The sequence below is a fragment of the uncultured Microbulbifer sp. genome (assembly GCF_947498635.1).
Classification (GTDB): domain Bacteria; phylum Pseudomonadota; class Gammaproteobacteria; order Pseudomonadales; family Cellvibrionaceae; genus Microbulbifer; species Microbulbifer echini.
In genome coordinates, this window is record NZ_CANMKV010000002.1 from 157,109 (window position 1) to 178,110 (window position 21,002).

15 protein-coding genes are annotated in these 21,002 nt (G+C 55.0%); 13 read left to right on the forward strand and 2 right to left on the reverse strand.

Features of this window, described 5'->3' with window-relative positions; all coding sequences use genetic code 11:
* Positions 1–230: 230 nt before the first annotated feature.
* Complete coding sequence (locus Q1A69_RS01915; RefSeq protein WP_299580272.1) at positions 231–941, reverse strand: cyclic nucleotide-binding domain-containing protein; 711 nt, start codon at positions 939–941, stop codon at positions 231–233.
* A 342-nt stretch (positions 942–1,283) separates the two neighbouring features.
* On the opposite strand from Q1A69_RS01915, the gene Q1A69_RS01920 reads away from it, so the two are divergent.
* The 5 genes from Q1A69_RS01920 to Q1A69_RS01940 all read left to right on the forward strand — a co-directional run bounded on the left by Q1A69_RS01920 (position 1,284) and on the right by Q1A69_RS01940 (position 9,670).
* On the forward strand, positions 1,284–2,522 hold the full coding sequence (locus Q1A69_RS01920) for a TonB family protein (RefSeq protein ID WP_299580274.1): 1,239 nt from the start codon (positions 1,284–1,286) through the stop codon (positions 2,520–2,522).
* 232 nt (positions 2,523–2,754) lie between these two features.
* Positions 2,755–4,824, forward strand: coding sequence for a M13-type metalloendopeptidase (locus Q1A69_RS01925; RefSeq protein WP_299580277.1), 2,070 nt, complete (start codon positions 2,755–2,757; stop codon positions 4,822–4,824).
* Between the two features lie 241 nt (positions 4,825–5,065).
* Entirely contained in the window at positions 5,066–6,952 is a 1,887-nt protein-coding gene (locus tag Q1A69_RS01930; RefSeq protein ID WP_299580280.1) for an MFS transporter, read from the forward strand.
* A 182-nt stretch (positions 6,953–7,134) separates the two neighbouring features.
* On the forward strand, positions 7,135–8,982 hold the full coding sequence (locus tag Q1A69_RS01935; RefSeq protein ID WP_299580283.1) for an MFS transporter: 1,848 nt from the start codon (positions 7,135–7,137) through the stop codon (positions 8,980–8,982).
* 346 nt (positions 8,983–9,328) lie between these two features.
* Positions 9,329–9,670, forward strand: coding sequence for a hypothetical protein (locus tag Q1A69_RS01940; protein WP_299580286.1), 342 nt, complete (start codon positions 9,329–9,331; stop codon positions 9,668–9,670).
* A 191-nt stretch (positions 9,671–9,861) separates the two neighbouring features.
* On the opposite strand, the gene Q1A69_RS01945 is transcribed toward Q1A69_RS01940, so the two are convergent.
* On the reverse strand, positions 9,862–11,793 hold the full coding sequence (locus tag Q1A69_RS01945; RefSeq protein ID WP_299580289.1) for a cytochrome c/FTR1 family iron permease: 1,932 nt from the start codon (positions 11,791–11,793) through the stop codon (positions 9,862–9,864).
* 161 nt (positions 11,794–11,954) lie between these two features.
* Between Q1A69_RS01945 and Q1A69_RS01950 the strand changes: the two genes are divergently transcribed.
* The 8 genes from Q1A69_RS01950 to Q1A69_RS01985 all read left to right on the forward strand — a co-directional run bounded on the left by Q1A69_RS01950 (position 11,955) and on the right by Q1A69_RS01985 (position 20,997).
* Complete coding sequence (locus Q1A69_RS01950; RefSeq protein WP_299580292.1) at positions 11,955–12,434, forward strand: glutathione peroxidase; 480 nt, start codon at positions 11,955–11,957, stop codon at positions 12,432–12,434.
* Positions 12,435–12,436: 2 nt separating this feature from the next.
* Complete coding sequence (locus tag Q1A69_RS01955) at positions 12,437–12,946, forward strand: MarR family transcriptional regulator (protein ID WP_299580295.1); 510 nt, start codon at positions 12,437–12,439, stop codon at positions 12,944–12,946.
* 376 nt (positions 12,947–13,322) lie between these two features.
* A complete protein-coding gene (locus Q1A69_RS01960) occupies positions 13,323–14,858 on the forward strand; it encodes a 2-isopropylmalate synthase (RefSeq protein ID WP_299580298.1) in 1,536 nt (511 codons plus the stop codon).
* Complete coding sequence (locus Q1A69_RS01965) at positions 14,859–15,632, forward strand: hypothetical protein (RefSeq protein WP_299580301.1); 774 nt, start codon at positions 14,859–14,861, stop codon at positions 15,630–15,632.
* Positions 15,629–16,108 (forward strand): ribosomal protein S18-alanine N-acetyltransferase, encoded by a 480-nt coding sequence (rimI, locus tag Q1A69_RS01970; RefSeq protein WP_299580304.1) that lies wholly within the window; start codon positions 15,629–15,631, stop codon positions 16,106–16,108. Before Q1A69_RS01965 ends, rimI begins: the two co-directional genes overlap by 4 nt.
* Before the next feature lie 165 nt (positions 16,109–16,273).
* Positions 16,274–17,656, forward strand: a complete 1,383-nt coding sequence (locus Q1A69_RS01975) for an MATE family efflux transporter (RefSeq protein WP_299580307.1) — start codon at positions 16,274–16,276, stop codon at positions 17,654–17,656.
* 220 nt (positions 17,657–17,876) lie between these two features.
* Complete coding sequence (locus Q1A69_RS01980) at positions 17,877–19,211, forward strand: YHYH protein (protein WP_299580311.1); 1,335 nt, start codon at positions 17,877–17,879, stop codon at positions 19,209–19,211.
* A 418-nt stretch (positions 19,212–19,629) separates the two neighbouring features.
* Positions 19,630–20,997, forward strand: a complete 1,368-nt coding sequence (locus Q1A69_RS01985) for a YHYH protein (RefSeq protein ID WP_299580314.1) — start codon at positions 19,630–19,632, stop codon at positions 20,995–20,997.
* Positions 20,998–21,002 lie beyond the last annotated feature (5 nt).

Below are 21,002 nucleotides of genomic sequence, written 5' to 3' on the forward strand. Positions count from 1 at the left end.
CGATTTGAGTAGACCAAATTTTACACAGCCCCGTCTTATTCCTGAATTGAATTCTTATGGAAATAGATCAGCCGACAAACTTAGGAGGCCAGTAACCACTGAGAGGCCGAGTCCATTCAGTATAAGAAGGAGCACCCCTTATGGGGCAACGCTACGAAAATTTGCGAAGATAAAGGGCGGAGGGTAGCCAGACCCAGTCTGAGGCTCTGGCTCAGTGGTGTTTTTGGAAATTAAGAGAGCATGGATTCCAGAAAACCTAGCATATCCGACTCATCATCGATCAATTCACCGGAACCAAATTCCGCATTCCAATCGAGAAGAATGCGCGCCAAGGCCCGAGCCTGAGCGGCCAGCGCTGTCAATTCCTGCCGGCAATTCTTCGGCCCCGTGTACAACTTTAACTTGCGATGGCTATCCGCAAGCTGGTGGGCGGGATACTTGGAGCGGTACACCTCCAGCTTCCAGCGCAACGAATGCACCATATTGCGATAAAACGTTAATTTTGCGGGAAGCTGCAACAGGGAGAAGTCCTCCAAGTCACCAAACAGGGTGCAATCGAGCCCCAACACCTGGGTTTCACGGCTATTGTGGGCGGCAAAGACATTGGCACTACGGGGCTCCGCCAACAACATCGAAAGATCACCAAATAATTCTCCCGGCCGGATAACCGCCAGGGTGCGCTCGCCGGAGCTTCTATCCCCTTGACTGGCGGCCTCGACCTGTACCTGCAATTCACCGCGCAACAGGAAAAAAACCCACTGATCGACGTCCCCGGCGCGCAACAGTTGCTCCCCCGGCTCCAGGCTCAGGAGTCGGGAGCGCTTTAGCAGCACATCGTATTGCCATTCACTTGCCGCACGAATGTCACGAAAAAGATGAATGACATTTAGCAGTCTATCCACGGCTTCCCGTGGGTAGTCAATAAGGGGTTTAATTTCCATACATACCGCAAAATTAGTGAAAACCATTCCATTTTTCGCTAAGTGCCGCAAATGCCACTCAACGATGCGCGATTCTAAACGATATCGGTCTGCCCCACCCAACAATGGGTATGACAATCGTTTCCCGCCGTAGGCTCTCAATGCCCTGAGTGGGGACATTCTAACCGCTCCAGGCTTGAACTCCATTGCAGTTGCAGTAGAGTTAGGCGAAGTGTTGAGCACAGTGTGCTCGCTCACACTTTAAATGCGCACTCTTTCATCTGACGTGTGTGCACTGGGGAGGGGCCCCTCAATCTTAATTACCGGAGCCTGTGTGTCCGGACATTCAGACACCATAGAACAATGAAATCGATAAAAATTGTCTTCTCACTTTGGGTGTTTTCATTTGCTGTAACTGTATCAGCGGCACCACTCTTAAATGGCCTTGCGCTCGAACAACAGTTCAATAAAGAGCTCTATATCGCCGCTATCTACTCGGAAAACCTCTCGAACGACTCCGCCGGGCTGCTCAACAGTGACATTCCGCGCCGCCTGGAAGTGCGAGTATTGGCCAATAGCCTGCCCGCACGCCGTTTCCGTAACCAGTGGATGGAAAGTATTGCGATCAACAACAGCGGCAATACCTTGAGCAGCCAGGCGGAGACTATGGTGACTTTCGCCAACCTGTTTAAAGGCCGCTTGCACCGGGGGGATCAGTTAGCCATCGACTTCGCCGCAGACACCGGGATTACCACTGTTTCTCTCAACGGAATCACCCTGGGAGAGATTGCCGACCCAGCTTTCTTCAACACCCTAATGCGCGCCTGGATTGGCCCCGTACCTCCCTCAACAGATTTTCGCGACGGCCTCCTCGCCGCCGGTGATATCCCCGCTGCTCTGCGCACCAGTTTCGAAGCCCTAGAACCCACCAGTGAGCGCATCGCCGAACTGCAGTTAAAACAAATTGGCCAAGAAGAGGCCCTCGCCGCAACACAGACGCCCGAGAAAGACGAAGAATTATCCAAACCGAACCTGGTTGATGTCGATCTCGCCCCGCCCACAATGACCTTGAGCCCGGCGGTTCCCGCTACTTCTGAAGCCTTGGAAATCGTTGCGGAAAGTACACAGCAGGCTGCCCAGGCGGCCAGCGCCAATTCACTGGCGGAGGGAGAGCCCCTCGAACAACAAGGCAACAGTAACAGCGAGCCGACGAAATTGGCCGCAATCAGTCCCGGAAATGCAGCGGCCGCAGAAATCGATGAGGAGTTTGAAGAGGAAGAAGAGGCGCCTCTAACAGCTGGTATGATTCTCGCCCGCCAAATTTACGCCTCCACTCTACTGCGCCATACCTACAACCATATTCGCTACCCCAAGCGTGCCCAGGAACGTGGCCAGGAAGGCAGTGTACGCCTGAATGTGGTCATCAACTCCCGCGGCGAAGTGCAGGAGATCCTCGCGGTGCAAGAATCCCGTTTCGGCACCCTTAATCGTGAAGCCCAAGCAGCAGTGAAAAGGGCGGCCCCCTACCCGGCCGTGCCCTCGCAATTGGGTGAGGAGACGTTCAGTTTCTCCCTGCCAATTACCTTTAACCTACCGGATTGAGCCGCTCTCTTGTTAAAGCCCCACTGTGTGGGGCTTTTTATTACCCTGGCCGATGAACCCGACACACAATACTCGCGTCGACACCTCCACTGACCAAGTATTTCACAGACTCGCATCCGCCATTGGCCGCAGCCCATCCGCGGCTAAACGCAGCGGCCTTGCCTAACCTCACGGTCACCTTTTACCATGTAGGTTTGATTCAATTGAACAAAATTTAGCCAGAAGAGCCGAAATGAAAAAACTATTATTACCTGTCGCCATTGCGGGCATCCTCGCCGGCACCCAGCTTTCCCTGATCGCACACGCCCACGATCACAGCGGCTCCGGCCACCACAAGGCCGCAACGGAACAGGAACAACTCACCTCTGGAATCGACCTTAGCGCCATGGATACCAGTGTGCGCCCACAGGATGACTTCTTTGCTTATGTTAACGGCACCTGGCTTGAGAACACCGAAATTCCCGCCGACAAATCCCGCTGGGGCGGTTTCTCAATCCTGAGAGACAAGAGCACAGAACAGGTTAAAGCACTGATTATGGAGGCCGGCAAAGGCGCCAGCAGCGCCGATGCCAAGCAGATTGGCGACCTCTACAACAGCTTTATGAATGAAAAGCTGGTTGAGAAAAAAGGTATCACCGCTGTCTCCGCCGAACTCGCCAAAGTCGATGCGATTAAGACCCGCAAAGATCTGACCGATTTCTTCGCCTACGCCGATACCGCCGGTTATAACGTCCCCTTCGGCGGCACTATTTATCAGGACCTCAAACAGGTCGAAAACTACATCACCTTCCTGTGGCAGGCCGGCCTGGGCCTGCCGGATCGCGACTACTACTTCGAGGATACCGAGAAGAGTGAAGGGCTGCGCAAAGCCTATAAAGAGTACTTGGTGCAACTGCAGGAGCTGGCCGACCTCGATCAGGCCGAGGAATTCTCCGACAAGGTTTTCAAGCTGGAGAAAAGCCTGGCCGAACACCACCGCACCCGCCTGGATAACCGCGATCCCGACAAGTACTACAACAAGAAATCCGCTGCCGAGCTGAAAAAGCTGATGCCCGCCGTGGACTGGGACAGCTACCTGAAAACGGCCAAACTGGCCAAGGCCGACAGCTTTATCGTGGGCCAACCAGAGTACCTGGAAGCCGCCAACCAAATCATTGTCGATACCGACATGGCCACTTGGAAACGCTACCTGAAGGTCAAGGTACTCTCTGCCATGGCACCTTACATGCACAGTGAGATCGCCCAGGCGCACTTCGATTTTTACAGCACCAAGCTGCACGGCGTAGAGCAGATGGAGCCCCGCTGGAAGCGCGGTGTGCAATTTGTTAATGGCGCCGTAGGTGAGCTTGTAGGCAAGCGCTATGTAGAAAAACATTTCCCACCGGAAGCCAAGGCCCGTATGACCGTGCTGGTGGACAACCTTAAAGCCGCCTATCGCGAATCCATCGAATCCCTGGAATGGATGAGTGAAGACACTCGTAAACAGGCCCTGTTTAAACTGGAAAACTTCACCACCAAAATCGGCTACCCGGACAAGTGGCGCGACTACTCCGCCCTTGAGGTGGAAGCCGACAATTTAGTGGCTAATGTGCTCGCCGCCAACCTGTTTGAGGCGAGCTACGAACGCAAGAAGCTGGGCAAACCCATCGACCGCGGCGAGTGGGGCATGAGTCCACAGACTGTGAATGCCTACTACAACCCGGCAATGAACGAGATCGTTTTCCCCGCCGCCATTCTGCAGCCGCCCTTCTTTAGTGTGAACGCGGATGATGCCGTGAACTACGGCGGTATCGGCGGTGTTATTGGTCATGAAATTGGCCACGGCTTCGATGATAAAGGTAGCAAGTTCGACGGCAGAGGCTATCTGAATAATTGGTGGACCGATTCCGACCGCAGTAACTTTGAAAACCTGACCGGCAGACTGGTTTCCCAATACGACGCCTATGAGCCTCTGGATGGGGAGCACATCAACGGCAAGCTGACCCTGGGTGAGAATATCGGCGACCTGTCCGGCCTGGGCATTGCCTATAAAGCCTACAAAATGTCCCTGAACGGCAAAGAAGCCCCAGTCATCGACGGCTTCAGCGGCGATCAGCGCGTATTTATGGGCTGGGCGCAGGTATGGCGTAGTAAGATCCGCGATGAAGCTCTGAGCGGCCGTATGAAAGTGGATACCCACTCTCCCGCGGAATACCGGGTAAAGGGCGTTCTGCCCAATATCGAAGCCTTCTACGACGCTTTTGATGTAAAAGAGGGCGACGGTATGTATTTGCCTGAAGAGGAGCGGGTGAAAATCTGGTAAGAGGCAAAAAAAAATCCGGCTATTTGTTGCCGGGTTAATCGCACCACCCACCACCGGCCGTTTCTGCGGCCGGTGGTGCCCTGTCGGAACTTCCCCGCGCAGCCTTGCTGTTCTCTTCTTTATCACTACTTCGACTATTTTTGCCTAGCCGTACCACTTATTTCGTTGTCACTACAAGCTGGACAACACAGTGCGCCAATGGCTTAAGATTGACCGCGTGCTTTTAAAAGAGATAACGCCAATGGCCCATCGCACCCAATTCCAGCTGCTCACCAGCCGCCGCTTTCTGCCGTTTTTTATTACCCAGTTTCTGGGCGCTTTCAACGATAACGTGTATAAAAATGCACTGATCGTCATGATCGCCTTTCGCCTGGTGGAGAGCGAAGCCAACGCGCTGATCAATCTCGCCGCCGGCCTGTTTATCCTGCCCTTTTTCTTATTTTCCGCCTCTGCCGGCCAGCTGGCGGACAAATTCGACAAAAGCCGCTTAATTAGACTCATCAAATTCGGCGAGATCCTTATTGGCGCCCTGGGCGTCGGCGCCCTCTACAGTGGCAGCCATATCTTTTGCCTCGCTGTGCTTTTCCTACTCGGCATACAGTCGGCATTCTTTGGCCCGGTGAAGTACGCCATCCTTCCCCAGGCCCTGAAACGCTCCGAGCTGGTTGGCGGCAACGCCCTAGTGGAAATGGGTACTTTTGTGGGTATCCTGGCCGGCACTATCGTCGGCGGTTTGCTTGCAGGACTCACCGGACAGGGAGAACACGGTCTCTTCTATCTTGGCTTGATTATTATGGGGGCCGCCACTTTTGGTTATCTGTCGAGCCGCTGGATTCCACAGAGTCCTGCGCCAACACCAAACCTGCGAATAAACCCCAACCCCATCACGCAAACCAGCAAGATTCTCAGTACCACCGCCAAAACCCCATCCATTTTTTACGCGATTATTGGCATCTCCTGGTTCTGGTTACTGGGCGCGGCCTACCTGACACAGATTCCCAGTTTCACCAAAAATGTACTGGGAGGAGATGAATCCCTCGTCACTCTGTTGCTGAGCGCCTTTACTATTGGCATTGCCCTGGGCTCCATGCTGTGTGAGCGTCTGTCCGACGGCCATATCGAACTGGGCTTGGTTCCACTGGGCGCCGCCGGGCTCACCCTTGCCGGTATCGCTCTGTCTATCGCCGGAGGCAGCTTTACGGAATTGCAGCATCCCACCCTGACAGCGTTCTTCAGCAGTGACGGCGCCATCGCAATTCTCACCTGTATCGTCCTGTTAGGTATTTTTGGCGGCCTCTATATTGTGCCCTTATACGCAATGATGCAGGACCGCTCGCCTCGTGAGATTCGCGCACAGATTATCTCGGTCAACAATATCCTCAATGCCCTGTTTATGGTGGTCTCGGCGCTACTCGGTATTCTCTTCCTGAATATTCTGGATGCGACAATCCCGCAGTTTTTCCTAATCATCGCCTTGATGAATGCCGCCGTAGCCATCTTTGTCTTCACCAAAGTACCCGAATTTGCTATGCGCCTTCTTATCTGGATGCTCTCCCACACAATGTATCGGGTGAAACATCAGGGGCTGGAGCGGATTCCTGCAGAGGGCCCGGCATTGATTGTGTGCAACCATGTGAGTTATGTGGATGCCCTGCTTCTGGCCGGTGCCGTGCGCCGACCAATTCGCTTTATCATGTACAAGCCGATTTATGAAATCCCGGTGCTGCACTTTATTTTCCGCACTGGGCGCGCTATCCCCATCTGCTCCAAATCGCAAGATCCCGTGGGCTATGAACAGGCATTTAGAGAGATTGAGCAGGGGTTAAAAAATGATGATCTGCTGTGCATTTTTCCCGAGGGACAGCTCACCAAGGATGGCGAATTACAGCCATTCAAAGCAGGGATTGAAAAGATCCTGGAACGCACTCCGGTACCGGTAATTCCCATGGCCTTACGGGGGCTGTGGGGAAGCTTTTTCAGCCATAAAGGCGGCCACGCTTTTAGCACTTGGCCGAAGCGCTTCTGGTCCAGGATCTGCGTGGTGGCCGGCACCCCGGTTGAGGCACCCGAAGCCAAGGCGCAGACCCTACACGATGAGGTTCTGGAGCTTCGCGGGAAGCGGCGATAGTCCTGGGACGGGGTTGGTAATCAGCCCCGTACGTTTTTTTACGCCAGCACAAACTGGCCCCGCCAACTAACCTATCCACTCCCTGCTAAGCTGACTTTTATTATCACGCCCCCAGTAGTCAGCGCAGATTTTGAAAAATACCTGGTGGGCCCTGTTCGCTCATTCCTCACTGGCGGACGCCAATGGCTCAGCACAACCAATTCGCACTTCTGTCCAAGCGCCGCTTCCTACCACTATTTCTCTCCCTGACAAGTGCCGCTTTCAATGACAATATTTTCAAAAATGCTCTTCTGGTCATGCTGGCATTCCGTCTGGCGGAAGCGGAGGCCAACGCCTTAATCAATCTGGCCACCGGTTTTTACATATTACCTTACTTTCTATTTTCGGTAACCGCTGGGCAGCTGGCCGATAAATACGATAAGAGCCGGATTATCAGGATCCTGAAGTTGGCGGAAATTATTATCGTCGTATTCGGAGCCTACTCACTGATTTACAACAACCAGGTGCTGAACTTTGTGGTGCTGTTCCTCCTGGCAGCTCACACGGCGATCTTTAGCCCCGTGCAATATGCCCTTTTGCCCCAGCACCTGAAGCGTAGAGAATTAATGGGCGGCAATGGCCTGGCACAAATGGGTTCTTTTGCCGGGGTACTCTCCGGTACTATCGCCGGTACCCTATTGGCAGGCGATACAAAACCAGGGGAATCGGGCCTCGCCGAGTTGAGTGTAATCATGGCAATGGTTGCGATATTGGGTTATCTCGCCAGCCGTATGATCCCTCCGGCAACGCCTCCAGCCCCCAAATTGCACATCGACTGGAACCCTATCTCGCAAGCTTGGCGCATTCTGCGTCTGACCATGAAGAACCCTTCTGTCTTCTATGCGATTCTTGCATGCTCCTGGTTCTGGCTGGTGAGCTCCACTTACCTGGCACAGGTACCCAGTCTCACCAAAAATGTACTAGGTGCCAGCGAGCCGGTCATCACGATTATTCTGTGCTGCCTGTCCATTGGCGTCGCAACGGGGTCACTTATGTGTGAGGCGCTTTCCCGGGGGCGTATCACATTTGGCATAGTACCGATTGGAGCGCTGGGTATTACATTAGCCGGCCTGGGCCTCGGTATTACCGTGGATCAATTTGAAACTCTGTCCGGGGCATCTGTCACTGAGTATTTACGCAGTGATGGCGCCTACGCAGTGCTGATATATACCACTCTCCTGGGTATTTTCGGGGGGATTTTTATCGTTCCTCTATATGCAATTATGCAGGACAGGACCGATAGTACTGTGCGTGCACAGGTTCTCTCCCTCAACAATGTGTTGAACGCTCTATTTATTGCCTCTATTTCGGTGTTAAGTATTTTTCTTCTGGATGTACTGAAAATCACAATCCCACAACTGTATATCCTGATGGCAGTGCTAAATGTCGTGGTAATGGCTTTTCTCTTTGTCAAACTGCCCCAATTCATTGTGCACTTATTCCTCTGGCTCTCCTCGCATTTACTGGCTCGCACTAGCTATGCCCACCTGGATCGTATCCCGAAAAATGGTTCCGTCATGCTGGCCTGCAATCCCGCCGGGAAACTGACATCGGTGTTGCTTATGGATTCCCTGCCGAGATCCGTACGATTCATTATTCCCGAATTTTTATATAGGGCGCCTTTACTGCATTTTATTTTTAAGTATTACGGTACTGCCCCTATTGTTTATGAACTACCACTGAAAAGTGTCAATCTGCGCAGTGAAATACAACAGGCCCAGGCTGACGGGGATTTACTATGCTTTTTTCCCGGCTTAGACGCAGATAGCAGCCAAGTCCACTCCGCAGGGGCATTGTTACAAGCAATTTTAACGGACACAGTTACCTCGATAACGCCACTTTACCTGTGTGAATCGCCCCACGAAAAGCCAGGTAGCTGTAATCGCAGCAGGTTTAATTTCGTTCCCAAGATACACATCCGTGTCGGGCGAGCTCTCAGCGCAAAGGATTTCATCGGTTCACCCCTAACGGATCAGTATTCCAAAATGTAATATCCGCAACGCAGGTTTGGCATCCGTTATGAATCGGGGGATAACCCATTGATGCCGTACAAAGCTGCCCCGCAAGACCAACAGCGGATGGCTCAAAACCAATTTAAACTGCTCGGCAAGCGACACTTTCTCCCACTTTTCATCACTCAAGTACCCGGAGTATTTAACGATAACCTGCACAAAATGCACTGATCATCATGCTGGTGTTCCGCATGGCGGAGAGCGAAGCAACACCCTGATCAAAGCCTCCCCACCAACACCAAAATTACCTATCCCCTGGAATCCATTGGCACATACCATGCGAGTCATGTACTCGGTATGGCAAACACCCTCGGTGTTTTATTACATGATCGCCATCTCGTGGCTCTGGCTAATATCCACTGCCTTCTTAACCCAAATTCCCAACTTTAAACACGATGTTCTCGGTAGTAGCGGAGAGGTGGTCACTCTGCTGCTGTGCAGCTTCACCGCGGGAACGCCCCTGGGCTCAATGTTGTGCAATTGGTTATCCCGAGGGCTTATCGAGCCAGGGCTAGTGCCGCTAGGTGCTATTGGCATTACCTGCGCAGGCTTGGCGCTGGGTTTTTCTTCCAGTCACTTCCACACGCTCTCCAATACAGGCCTAATTCCGTTTTTTAACAGTCCCCGCTCTTATTTTAATCTGCTGTATATGGCGCTTTTTTCTTAATGTCCTGGTTGTCGCTGGACAACCGGTAGAGGGGATCGATACCGGCGCGGAGAACCTGCAGAGGCGGGTGCGAGACTTGAAAGAGAACTAATCGGGGAGCTTCCCCCTCAACCATTTCGACCGGCAAAGGGGAGATGGGGAAATTCTGCGTTAGAGGATACCCGCACTACATCGCGGGTATCCTGGTAAATTTAAGCGATCTTCGCTGAGGTCTCAGATGCAGCGCTGCTCTTTCTCATTAACCACAGTGCCCCGATCAGAACCAGAGCCTGCAGACCAATACCCTGCCAGGTGGAATAGATACCCAGCCAGTCGAAGCTGAACTGCACCGGTAGCGGGGATATTCCAATCCAGGCCGCTTCCTGTAGTGCCGCCACCGCCTTGCCTGCGAGGACAAATGACAGCGCCAGCAACACGTAGGTGGTCGCGGTGAAGAATTGGCCTATGGGCAGGCGCACCGAGTAGCGCACCAGGACAAAGCCCAGTACCGCAAGCAGTGCTATACCAGCACCGATCCCCATCCACAGAGTGCTGTAGTGGCCGGTGGAAGTCTGTGCCAACAGGGATTGATAAAACAGAATAGTCTCGAAAATCTCGCGATACACCGCGATAAATGCCAGCCCCGCAATCCCCCAGAGCGCACCAGTGCTCAGGCTGCGATCGATGCTGTCACGGATGTACTTTTGCCATTCGTCGGCTTGGGTCTTGCTGTGCATCCAGAAGCCGACATAGAAAAGCACCACCGCAGCCAACATCGCGGCAACACCTTCCATTACCTCGCGGCTGGCACCGCTGATAGAAATCAGGCTCTGGGCAGCAACCCAAGTGGCAAAGCCCGCAGCGAAGGCGGCAATCCAGCCGATATGCACAAATTTAAGCACATCGCGGCGGCCGGTTTTTACCAGAATCGTGGTCAGGGCAAGCACTACCAGCAACGCCTCCAATCCCTCGCGCAAAAGAATCACCAAGCTGGCAATAAAAAGTGCGGCGCCGGATAAGTTGTTCTCTTCCATCAGCGACTCTGCCTGGGCCAACTGCCCCAGGATCATATCGACCTGTGCCTGCACCAGTTCGGGATCGCTGTCAGCATTCAGCTGCGCGCGCAGGCCCAGCAGCTCACGCTCGGTGGCCAGGCGCAGGTCTGTATCCAGAGAGTCGAGGGCATTTTCCGCCATCTCGAAGCCATCCAGATAAGCACTGATCGCAAGAGTGCGGGCGTTGACGAAATCGCCCTCTTGATAGGCCGCCAGGGAGGCCTCCAGTTGGGTCCGTGCCACATCGATCGGGGCACTGCTTTCTGTGGTTTCTGGAGCAAACAGAGCGCTCGGATCCGCGCGCAGTGCCGCCACAGCCTGGGTACTGATCTCCGGGCGGTCATTGCGCAGAACCTGCGGGCTGTACATGATCAGGTCTTTCAAACCCGGCCTAGCTTCATCCCCAGCAAAACTCTCTCCGATAAATGCCTGACTGCCCACGTAGAAAGCCAGGGACCAGCGCTGTTGTTCGGTGAGGTTTGCAAAAGCGGTCATGGCGGTGCCATCAATACCGTTACTGATCGCATCGTAGAGCCCCAGCAGAGAGCGATTTTCCGCGCGCTCGCGCTCGTGGAAATTTGTTGGCGCGGGCTCCAGGCCTGCCGCCATAGGGCCATCGCCCTTACCTTCCACACCGTGACAGGCGATACACTGGGCTTGATAGAGCGCGTGAGTTTCCTCCTGACTGAGCAGGGCGCGCGGTAGGGACAGGGCCGGAGCAATAGAGAGCAAGCCCTGACGCAACTTGGCCGTGTGCTTCTGCACTTCCTCGATACCGGCTTTGCGCTGAATAGCCCCCTGCAGAGCTTGGGCCTCAGCGCGAATTACGCTTGCCTCGGCGGAGTCTGCCAACCGCTGGCCACGATCGATCAGCAACTCGGCGAACTCCTCCATCTCAGCGTACTCATCGGCATTAACGATCTCCCCCCTGGCTACTGCCTCCGGGTAATCCACACCAATATACTCCGCCATCTGCATTAATTGGCGCAGCTCCTGTTCAGAGAGGCCCGCTTGTTGGGCCTTGGCGGGGATTATCGTAATGGCCAGCAGCGCCACAAACAGGCGAGCCAGGTATAGGGAAAGGCGCATGGAGGGTCCTTTTCAGTTGCCGCAATCAGAATTAGTAATGTGGCGCATAATATAATTGATAATCATTCTCACAATAAAGCCCGCACTGAAACTTACAAAAATCTTGCAATTTGCATTGTGCACAACTAAATTTTGCACAATGAAAATCAATGGAGCACCCCATGACCGACCTCTACACAATTCCCGTGAAAACCGCCAGCGGTGAGACCGCTTCCCTGGAAGATTACAAAGGCAAGCTGATCCTTGTGGTCAATACCGCCAGCAAATGCGGCTTTACCAAGCAATACAAGGGCCTTGAAGCTCTCTACGATCAATATAAAGACCGCGGCCTGACCGTCCTCGGCTTTCCCTGTAACCAGTTCGGCAAACAGGAACCTGGCAGTGACGACGAGATCCAGGAGTTCTGTGAGCTGAATTTTGGCGTCAGCTTTCCCGTATACGCCAAGCTGGACGTCAATGGCCCCTCGGCTCACCCCCTGTTTGTCGAGCTGAAGAAGCGCGCTCCAGGTCTTCTCGGCACTGAGGGCATCAAATGGAACTTCACCAAATTCCTGATCAGTAAGGATGGTAAAGAGGTCAAACGCTACGCGCCAAAAGACACTCCAGAATCCCTGCAGGAAGAAATCGAACGGATGCTGTAACTGTGATTTGTGATGATGATTCCGAGCTGGCCCTCAACCGTCAGCTCTGTTTTGCCCTCTACGCCGCATCCAGGGCCATGACCAAAGCTTACCAACCCATGCTGCGAGATCTCGGCATCACCTACCCTCAGTATCTGGTACTGATGGTGCTGTGGGAGTGGGTCGGTGAAAATGGTCATGAAAGTGGGAGCAGTGACGATAGGAGTCTCGGTGCCTTGGGACAGCGCCTGATGCTCGACTCCGGCACCCTCACACCTCTGTTAAAACGCATGGAACAGCGCGGTTTGGTGGAAAGAGCGCGGGCGCCATGGGACGAGCGCATCACCCTAATCAACGCCACCGCTATCGGGCTGGCACTGAAGCCCAGAGCCAAGCAGTGGGTTCAGCAACATATGCAGGGTTCTGCCATCAGTCGTGCCGAAGTGGAACAACTCCATGGCGATATCTGGCACTTCCTGCGCAAGCTGGAAGCAGTAAAACCTCATGGACCTGAGCAAGGGCCGGAAAGATAACAACAGAACCCCCGGCCTGACCCCAAGCCCTCCCCAAGGGGGCAAAACACCTACCTAAACGGCATCAAATTAGGACAAATCAATCACACAATGATAAATATCACGAAATATTAGGACGGGCATTGACCGCAAGATCAAATAACATCCATAATGTGCGAAATCCAGTCCGAAGCCGGTATCACCAAACATGAAGACTGACCACAGCCTATTTAGCCCTCCGCACTGCGCCCTAGCTTTCTCGCTACGACTGCCCCTACGCGGCATATAATTTTTCTCCCTTCACCCCAAACAGAATTCCCGACTTTATTTGGACGGTGCCTAGACAGCGGCGAAGCCCCTTGTTTAGCCTCGAAACAAATAAGGAGAAGAAACGAAAATGAGCACGAAAAAAGATAAGTTAGTCATTTTTGATACGACTCTGCGCGATGGTGAGCAGAGTCCCGGCGCCTCTATGACGAAAGAGGAAAAGGTACGCATTGCCCGTATGCTAGAGCGCATGCGCGTGGACGTGATCGAAGCCGGCTTTGCCATCGCCAGCCCCGGCGATTTCGAGGCTGTACAGGCCGTGGCGGAGGCCGTGACCGAATCCCGTGTCTGCAGCCTGGCCCGCGCCGTGAACGGCGACATCATCCGCGCCGGTGAAGCCCTGAAAAAGGCCAATGCCTCCCGCATTCACACATTTATCGCCACCTCACCAATCCACATGCAGTACAAGCTGCAGATGGATCCTGAAGATGTGCTGCAACAGGCCGTAAAGGCGGTAAAAACTGCGCGGCAGTTTACCGATGATGTGGAATTTTCCCTGGAGGATGGCAGCCGCTCCGAACCAGAATTTATGTACCGTATTATTGAAGCGGTCATCGCCGCCGGTGCCGGCACCATCAATATTCCCGATACCGTCGGCTACGGAGAGCCCGGCGAGTATGGAGCCATGTTCCGCCGGGTCATCGAAAGTGTGCCCAATTCCGACAAGGCCATCTTTTCCACCCACTGTCACAACGACCTGGGCCTCGCCGTGGCCAACTCCCTGTCCGCCGTTATGAACGGTGTGCGCCAGGTTGAGTGCACCATCAACGGCCTGGGCGAGCGCGCCGGCAACGCCTCCCTCGAGGAAATCGTTATGGCGGTTCAGACCCGCCAGGACCTCTACCCGGTAGACACCGGCATCGACACCCACCATATCGTACCCACTTCGCGTATGGTCTCCTCGGTAACCGGTTTTCCGGTGCAACCCAACAAAGCCATCGTTGGCGCCAATGCTTTTGCGCACGAATCCGGCATTCACCAAGATGGGGTGCTCAAGCATCGCGAAACCTATGAAATCATGCGCGCCGAGGATGTGGGTTGGGGGCAAAATCGCCTGGTACTGGGCAAACACTCCGGCCGCGCGGCGGTGCGCGCCCGCTACGAGGAGCTGGGCATCACCTTTTCCGATGGCGAGGAGTTCCGACAGGTCTTCCTACGCTTTAAGGATCTGGCCGATAAAAAACACGAAATTTTTGACGAAGACCTGCACTCTCTCGTGACCCTGTGCGAGACACCATCGGAGCGCTTCCAACTGATAGATCTGGATGTGCGCACCAAAATCGGTAGTGCCCCTCAGGCCTTTGTCCGTTTGTCGATTGACGGTGAACCCCACCAGATCGAAGCTAAAGGCGGCGGCCCGGTGGATGCCACCTTCAAAGCCATAGAGCATATCGTCAACAGTGGCGCCGATTTGAAACTGTATTCTGTCAACGCCGTGACCCAGGGCACCGACTCCCAGGGGTCGGTAACTGTGCGCCTGGAGAAAGACGGCCGCCTGGTCAATGGTGTGGGCGCCGATACCGATATTTTGATTGCCTCGGCACAAGCCTACATGGATGCGTTAAACTTGCTGGCCATTAGTGCGAGTAAGAAACAGGGCGTGTAAGTGAACGAGCTGCAGCGAGCGGAATATCTGTCGGTACTTGGTGTAGCCAGTTATGTGCCGCGCTTTCTATTGCCGCTCGCACCCGAGCCCCGCCAGGCCCAGCTGCCTACGGTAGAGCCCGCCTCCAATGAGACTCCAGCGCAACCTCTCCGGGGCAACCCCCTGCCCCAATCGACGGCGCAGATTATCGAGACCCCGGCCGCGAAAGAGGGGAATCCGGTAGCGGCGGAGATCAGTGCATTAACCCATGCGGCAACTCTACAAACACCGATAAAACCCGCTGTGGCTGCCCCCGTGACGGCACCGCAACAGCGAGTGCAACCCTTTGTACTCAACTGCTGGCGCATCGGCGAAGCTCTGCTGGCGGTAGACAGCCACGAGCCCGGTGCCGCGCTGCCCTTGGACGCCCTGTTCGGCAATATCATACGCGCCCTCAACTGGCACGAACTGCCGCGGCAGCAAGAGCGGTTGCACTGGCCCATGGCGGAAAACCGCTTTGGGCCCGCAGCGGATGCCACCGAGGCACGCGACACTTTCTCCAGCTGGCTGGAAGCCTCCTGCTCCCGCAATCCGGTGAAATCCATCTGGCTGATGGGCCAGGAGGCACGGGAATACTGTGCCCCCCTGACCCTAGATAAAGACATCAACGATTGGGGCGGAGTGCGTGTTCTACCCATGCCGAGCTTGTCCCAACTGTTACAACAACCGGAGCGCAAGCGCGATCTGTGGCAGCTGCTGCGCAAAACCTACCCGGTTGAGACCCGCACACCATGATGCTTTCGCAGACAGACGGGCTGGAGTTGCGCCGCGCCGAGGAGACAGACTGCAAAACCCTGGCCTCCCTGGCACAAAGTGCCCACAGTCATCCATGGAATGAATCCCAATATCTACAAAGCCTGAAAACCGGACACCAGTGCTGGCTGCTTCTAAACAGTGAAGGGGACGTCGTCGCCAGCTGTGTGATCAGTCAGCTGTTTGACGAAGCGGAGCTCCTCGATGTGGCCGTTTCGCCAGAGTGGCGCCGGCGTGGTTTGGCAGAAATGCTGCTCAGCCGCCTAATCAATAGCCTAAAGAAGGATTCTCGGCGTCTGCTGCTCGAAGTGCGGGCTTCAAATCTCGCCGCACAGTCGCTCTACCGCAAACTGGGTTTTTCCGAGAACGGCCTGCGTAAGAATTACTATCCCGCGGATAACGGCAAGCGCGAAAATGCTCTACTCATGAGTCTCACCCTTGCCAGACCCCAACCGTAGATTCGGTTGAAGGACTGCCGGGCGGCCATTGTTTTCGTTGTTCCCGGCATCTATGGCAACTATCGAGGAATGGCGCCACGGACCCGCGCTGCCGCTGCCGCACGACTTTGTGGCAGCTTCAACCAAATACCCCGCTTAACCGGTCTGCCCGAAAAGAGTTATTGAATGTCGCTATCAACAAGTAGTCCGTCTCTCCTCGAAGGCTCAGTTTCCGGCCACTTGCAGAGGCTCGCCCTCCCCATGGTCTGGGGCATTCTCGCGGTGATGTCTTTCAATATCATCGATACCTACTTCGTCTCGCAGCTGGGCAGTGCACCACTGGCGGCGATGAGTTTTACCTTTCCCGTGGTAATGGTAATAAACAGCTTTTCTATAGGCCTAGGAGCGGGTGCCTCCTCAGCGGTGGCTCGCGCCTATGGCGCGAGGGAAGTGAGCAATGTGCGCAGACTGGTCACCGATGCCTCGGTGTTGGCACTACTCATATCGCTTGTCATTACAGTCACCGGCCTGCTGACTATTCGCCCTCTGTTTTCCCTGCTCGGCGCCAGCCCAGAATTGATGCCATTAATCGAAGACTATATGGTCCCCTGGTACCTTGGCACAATCTTCGTCATCGTACCCACCATTGCCCTCTCAGCCCTGCGCGCTATCGGCAACAGCGCTCTGACCGGGCGCATTATGGTGGGCGTGGCCCTATTCAATTTAATTCTCGATCCGATTTTGATCTTCGGCCTATTGGGTTTTCCCCGTCTCGAATTGCAAGGTGCAGCCATCGCCACAGTCATCGTGCGCGCCTTCAGCTTTTTTGCCGCCTTCTACTTTCTGATCCGCCGGGAAAATCTGGTAGCCGCACCCCAGTGGCACCTCGGCACCCTGATCGAATCCTGGCGCAAGGTCCTCGCGGTGGGGCTGCCCGCGGTTTTAACCAATGTCATTATTCCCATGGCTGGCGGCGTAGTGGTCGCCATGGTGGCGGTGCACGGTGACGAAGCCGTGGCTGGCTTAGGTGTCGCCCTGCGGATCGAACCGGTGGCCCTGATTGTTTTCTATGCGCTCTCTGCGGTGGTGGGCCCATTTATGGGGCAGAATGCCGGGGCCGGTAACATAGATCGACTGCGAGAGACCGTCAGTGTGCTGGCCCGCTTCTGCCTGATACTGGGAGCCGGCCTGGCGGTACTGTTGTATTTTATCGGCGAACCGGTGGTGCGCCTGTTCAGCGACTCCCCCGAGGTCATCGCGGTGGCGGTTGCCTATCTGAGCTTGGTGCCCTTCAGCTATGCCGGCTATGGCTTCGTTATGTCCGCCAACGCCGCGTTTAACGGCCTGGGACGACCATTGCCCGCTACCATGATTTCCTTTCTGCGGGTGTTTGGCATCTACCTGCCACTGGCCTGGATCGGCAACCACTTCTGGGGGATGGCTGGACTGTTTGCCGCCACCGCCACGTCCAATTTGCTGCTCGGTGCCCTGTCCTGGTGGTGGCTGCGTCACGAGACCCGCTTGCGCCGCGCAGAAGTCAGCGCGACAGACTCCCTGCCCGCCAGCTAGGTCCGGGCCCGCTACTCTGGACACCCCCATCAAATACGGCACCGCTTGATAAAGATTTCACACTCCGCATTCTGTGGCGCTATGTAAGGAAACATACGCCGCAGTAATCGCCTTGCATATTGCTTCCCACTTTGCACGTTAGTTTCAGCCTTACCCGGGCATCGCTGACGCTCTCAGCAATCGATAAAGCCAAGTAAACCCCCATCAAGGACGATGACTTATGCAAGTCAAAGAAAGCCTGCTCTTTCCGCGGCAGCGGTGGCGCTGTGCCATATTGCCGGTCGTAATCTGGACTCTTTTCACAACAAGTTTGCCAGGCTGTGACCAGGATGATCCCTCCCCGCCCCCGGAAGACGGCTCCGGCGACGACGGAGGAGACAGTGGGCACAGCGGGCCCTGGATTCTTAACACTACCGGCGCCCGCGCTCCCTATATCTACGAAACCAACAGCAATGCGCAGGTTTTGGTGAATGTCCAAAGCGTTGAAGCGGTCACCGTGGAGAACAAGCGTTACATCCGAGTGAGTGCAACCGGTATCCCCGACTACAAAATTGTAATTACCGGCAACCTATATGACTGGCTCATCAACCGCCCCAGGGCGGCCACAGATTTTGTCGGCGGCAACCCCACTGTGCAGGTTGGCGATAGCGTCCTTTTTGGCCAGGATATCGGCTATAGCAGCAATAGCCGCAGCTGCGATACCGGCGCCGGCTATGGATTTTGGCCCCCAGGTCCGGTCTGTCCAGAAAATGTCTCTCATCAGGGCTACTTCCCGCAGGAACCGGAAATCTCCAATGAACGCTGCGAGAGTGTTCTCGGGGCGCAGGGTTACTGGGTCAATGGCACGTCCATTTACCAATGGAGTGATGGCCAGATTTTAGATGGTACCTGGCATACCCTGGCACCGGTGGCTGAGGTGTACGATGTGGATATTTGCGGAGGCCATGCAGCCCGCGGCGACTATCACCATCATTTTTACAGCGACTGTCTCGCCGACCTGGTTGGAGATAACGGCGACAGTCACTCCCCTATTTACGGCTTTACCGCCGATGGTTATGCCATCCATGGCCCCTGGGTGGCAAATGGCGAGCTGGCCAAGAGCAGCTGGGCCATCCGCGACTACGATGATCCCGACTCCCCAAGTGGCTGTGGCATTGCGGGGGAACGCCGCTGTCTGTTAATCGATGAGTACGATATAAACCAGGGTATCGCAGCACTGGCCAGCAACGGCCCCAGCACCAGCGATACCTTCACCTCCTTATCGGGGAATATTTTTATTACCGAGTCCGGATTCTTCTATGAGGACTATTACTGGGATCAGGACCTTACCGCTCTCGGCGGCGCCAACCTGGACCAATTCAATGGCCACAGTGACAGCGAGCGCGGCTACCACTATCACCTGACCGTTACCTTGAATGAGGCTGGGCAGCTTATCCCAGCCTTTCCCTACACGTTTGGACCACGCTTTTACGGCAAACTGGATGACCAGACTATTGTCAGTGTGTGTTCCGATGAGGTCGGCGGCGGTGCGCCTCCGGGGCCGCCTCCCGGCTGAAGCGGGCTCGCCGCAAAACACTCTGATCTAAAAGCCGTGCCGTGGGCCACCCCGCACAAGGCGGTCAGGAGCAGCGACAGCAGTGTCTCTGCGGCTGTCGAGCCGAGGGGATATCCATCCCCCTCCCAAACTTTGCAAAATTTAACACTGGCTAGCCGCAGTGGTTTTCCAGCCACAATTATTTTTTGCCCGGCAAAAGTAGGGAGAGGAACAATAAACGGTTTGCCCTTATACAGAGGGGCGAAATGGTTTTTCCGTCGCGGTCGCTTTTAAGCAAAAGCCCCTTTAAGAACCACTTAATGGGATTTTGCCACTGTAACACCCCACCACCACAGCCACTGAACTGTCCATATTTTGTCCTCTTTTCTGCAGTATTTTCGGAGGGCTTATCCTTTGATGTCAGTGACCGGTGTTCTCCATGAAAATAATAGAAATACTCAACCGCGACAAACGCTCACTTTTATCCTGCGCTCTCGCCCTCACACTGCTTACCGCTGCCCTACAGGGCTGTGGCGGCGGAGGCGATTCCTCCTCCAACACAGAAACCAGCAACGAGAACACCGATACCGATACCGATACGGGCAGTGATAGCGGAGACGACAACAGCAATACCGATGACGCCACTGATGACGACAGCAGTACAGAAGACACCGGGGTTTGGATCGTCAATACCACTGACGAGCGCGCCCCCTACATTTATGAGAACAACAGCAACGAGCAGGTATTGGTCAATGTGCAACGCGTAGAGTCTGTCACCGCCAATGGCAAGGAGTACACCCGTGTATCCGCAACAGGCATACCCGACTATGAAATCCTGGTCACCGCAAATATCCTCAACGCCCTGCTCACCCGCCCTAAGGTCAGCAGCGACTTTGTCAGCGGCAGCCCCAACGTTCAAGTGGGAGACTTCATCCGCTTTGGTCAAGATATTGGCTATCGCAGCAACGCCTCCTGCGACACCGAGGCGGGCTACGGCTTCTGGCCACCTGGGCCGGTCTGCCCGGAAAATGTCTCCCACCAGGGCGATATCCCCAAATCCCCGGAAGCGGCCAGCGAAGACTGTGAAACCGGTCTTGGCGTTCAGGGCTACTGGGTCAATGGCACTTCCATTTATCAGTGGAGCGATGGACAGTCCGTCAACAATACCTGGCATACACTCGCCCCCTTAGCGGAAGTCTACGATGTGGACGTCTGCGGGGGGCACGCCGCCAATGGCGACTACCACCACCATTTTTACAGTGACTGCCTGGCAAACCTGGTGGCCGACGTGGGCGATGGCCACTCGCCAATCTACGGCTACACCGCCGATGGTTACGCCATCTACGGTCCCTGGGAGGACGACGGCCAATTGGCTTTGAGCAGCTGGGCGGTGCGTGCGTACGACGACCCCAACTCCGAAACCGGCTGCGGTGTTGCCGGTGAGCGCTCTTGCCTGCTGGTAGACGAGTACGACACCAGCAAAGGCTCTCAGGCCACGAATAATATCGGCCCCTCCACCAGCGGGAGTTACACCTCACTCTCCGGTAACGAATTCGACACCACTTCCGGCTTCTTTTACGAGGATTATTTTTGGGATGCGAGCCTGACGGCCCAGGGCGGCGCCTACTTGGATCAGTATAACGGCCACACCGATAGTGAACGCGGCTACCACTACCACTTGACTGTCACTCTCAGCGAGGACGCCCAGTTAGTGCCCGCATTTCCTTTTACTTTTGGACCCCGCTTTTACGGAAAACTAGACGAGCAAACCATCGTCAACCGGTGTTCCACCACCGTTGGCCGCTAACCGAC

Coding starts and splice junctions, on each gene's coding strand:
- Q1A69_RS01940 (WP_299580286.1), top strand. CDS start 9,329: ATGATCGCCATCTCGTGGCTCTGGCTAATATCCACTGCCTTCTTAACC.
- Q1A69_RS01920 (WP_299580274.1), top strand. CDS start 1,284: ATGAAATCGATAAAAATTGTCTTCTCACTTTGGGTGTTTTCATTTGCT.
- Q1A69_RS01935 (WP_299580283.1), top strand. CDS start 7,135: ATGGCTCAGCACAACCAATTCGCACTTCTGTCCAAGCGCCGCTTCCTA.
- rimI (WP_299580304.1), top strand. CDS start 15,629: ATGATGCTTTCGCAGACAGACGGGCTGGAGTTGCGCCGCGCCGAGGAG.
- Q1A69_RS01945 (WP_299580289.1), bottom strand. CDS start 11,793: ATGCGCCTTTCCCTATACCTGGCTCGCCTGTTTGTGGCGCTGCTGGCC.
- Q1A69_RS01975 (WP_299580307.1), top strand. CDS start 16,274: ATGTCGCTATCAACAAGTAGTCCGTCTCTCCTCGAAGGCTCAGTTTCC.
- Q1A69_RS01930 (WP_299580280.1), top strand. CDS start 5,066: ATGGCCCATCGCACCCAATTCCAGCTGCTCACCAGCCGCCGCTTTCTG.
- Q1A69_RS01985 (WP_299580314.1), top strand. CDS start 19,630: ATGAAAATAATAGAAATACTCAACCGCGACAAACGCTCACTTTTATCC.
- Q1A69_RS01915 (WP_299580272.1), bottom strand. CDS start 941: ATGGAAATTAAACCCCTTATTGACTACCCACGGGAAGCCGTGGATAGA.
- Q1A69_RS01950 (WP_299580292.1), top strand. CDS start 11,955: ATGACCGACCTCTACACAATTCCCGTGAAAACCGCCAGCGGTGAGACC.
- Q1A69_RS01960 (WP_299580298.1), top strand. CDS start 13,323: ATGAGCACGAAAAAAGATAAGTTAGTCATTTTTGATACGACTCTGCGC.
- Q1A69_RS01925 (WP_299580277.1), top strand. CDS start 2,755: ATGAAAAAACTATTATTACCTGTCGCCATTGCGGGCATCCTCGCCGGC.
- Q1A69_RS01980 (WP_299580311.1), top strand. CDS start 17,877: ATGCAAGTCAAAGAAAGCCTGCTCTTTCCGCGGCAGCGGTGGCGCTGT.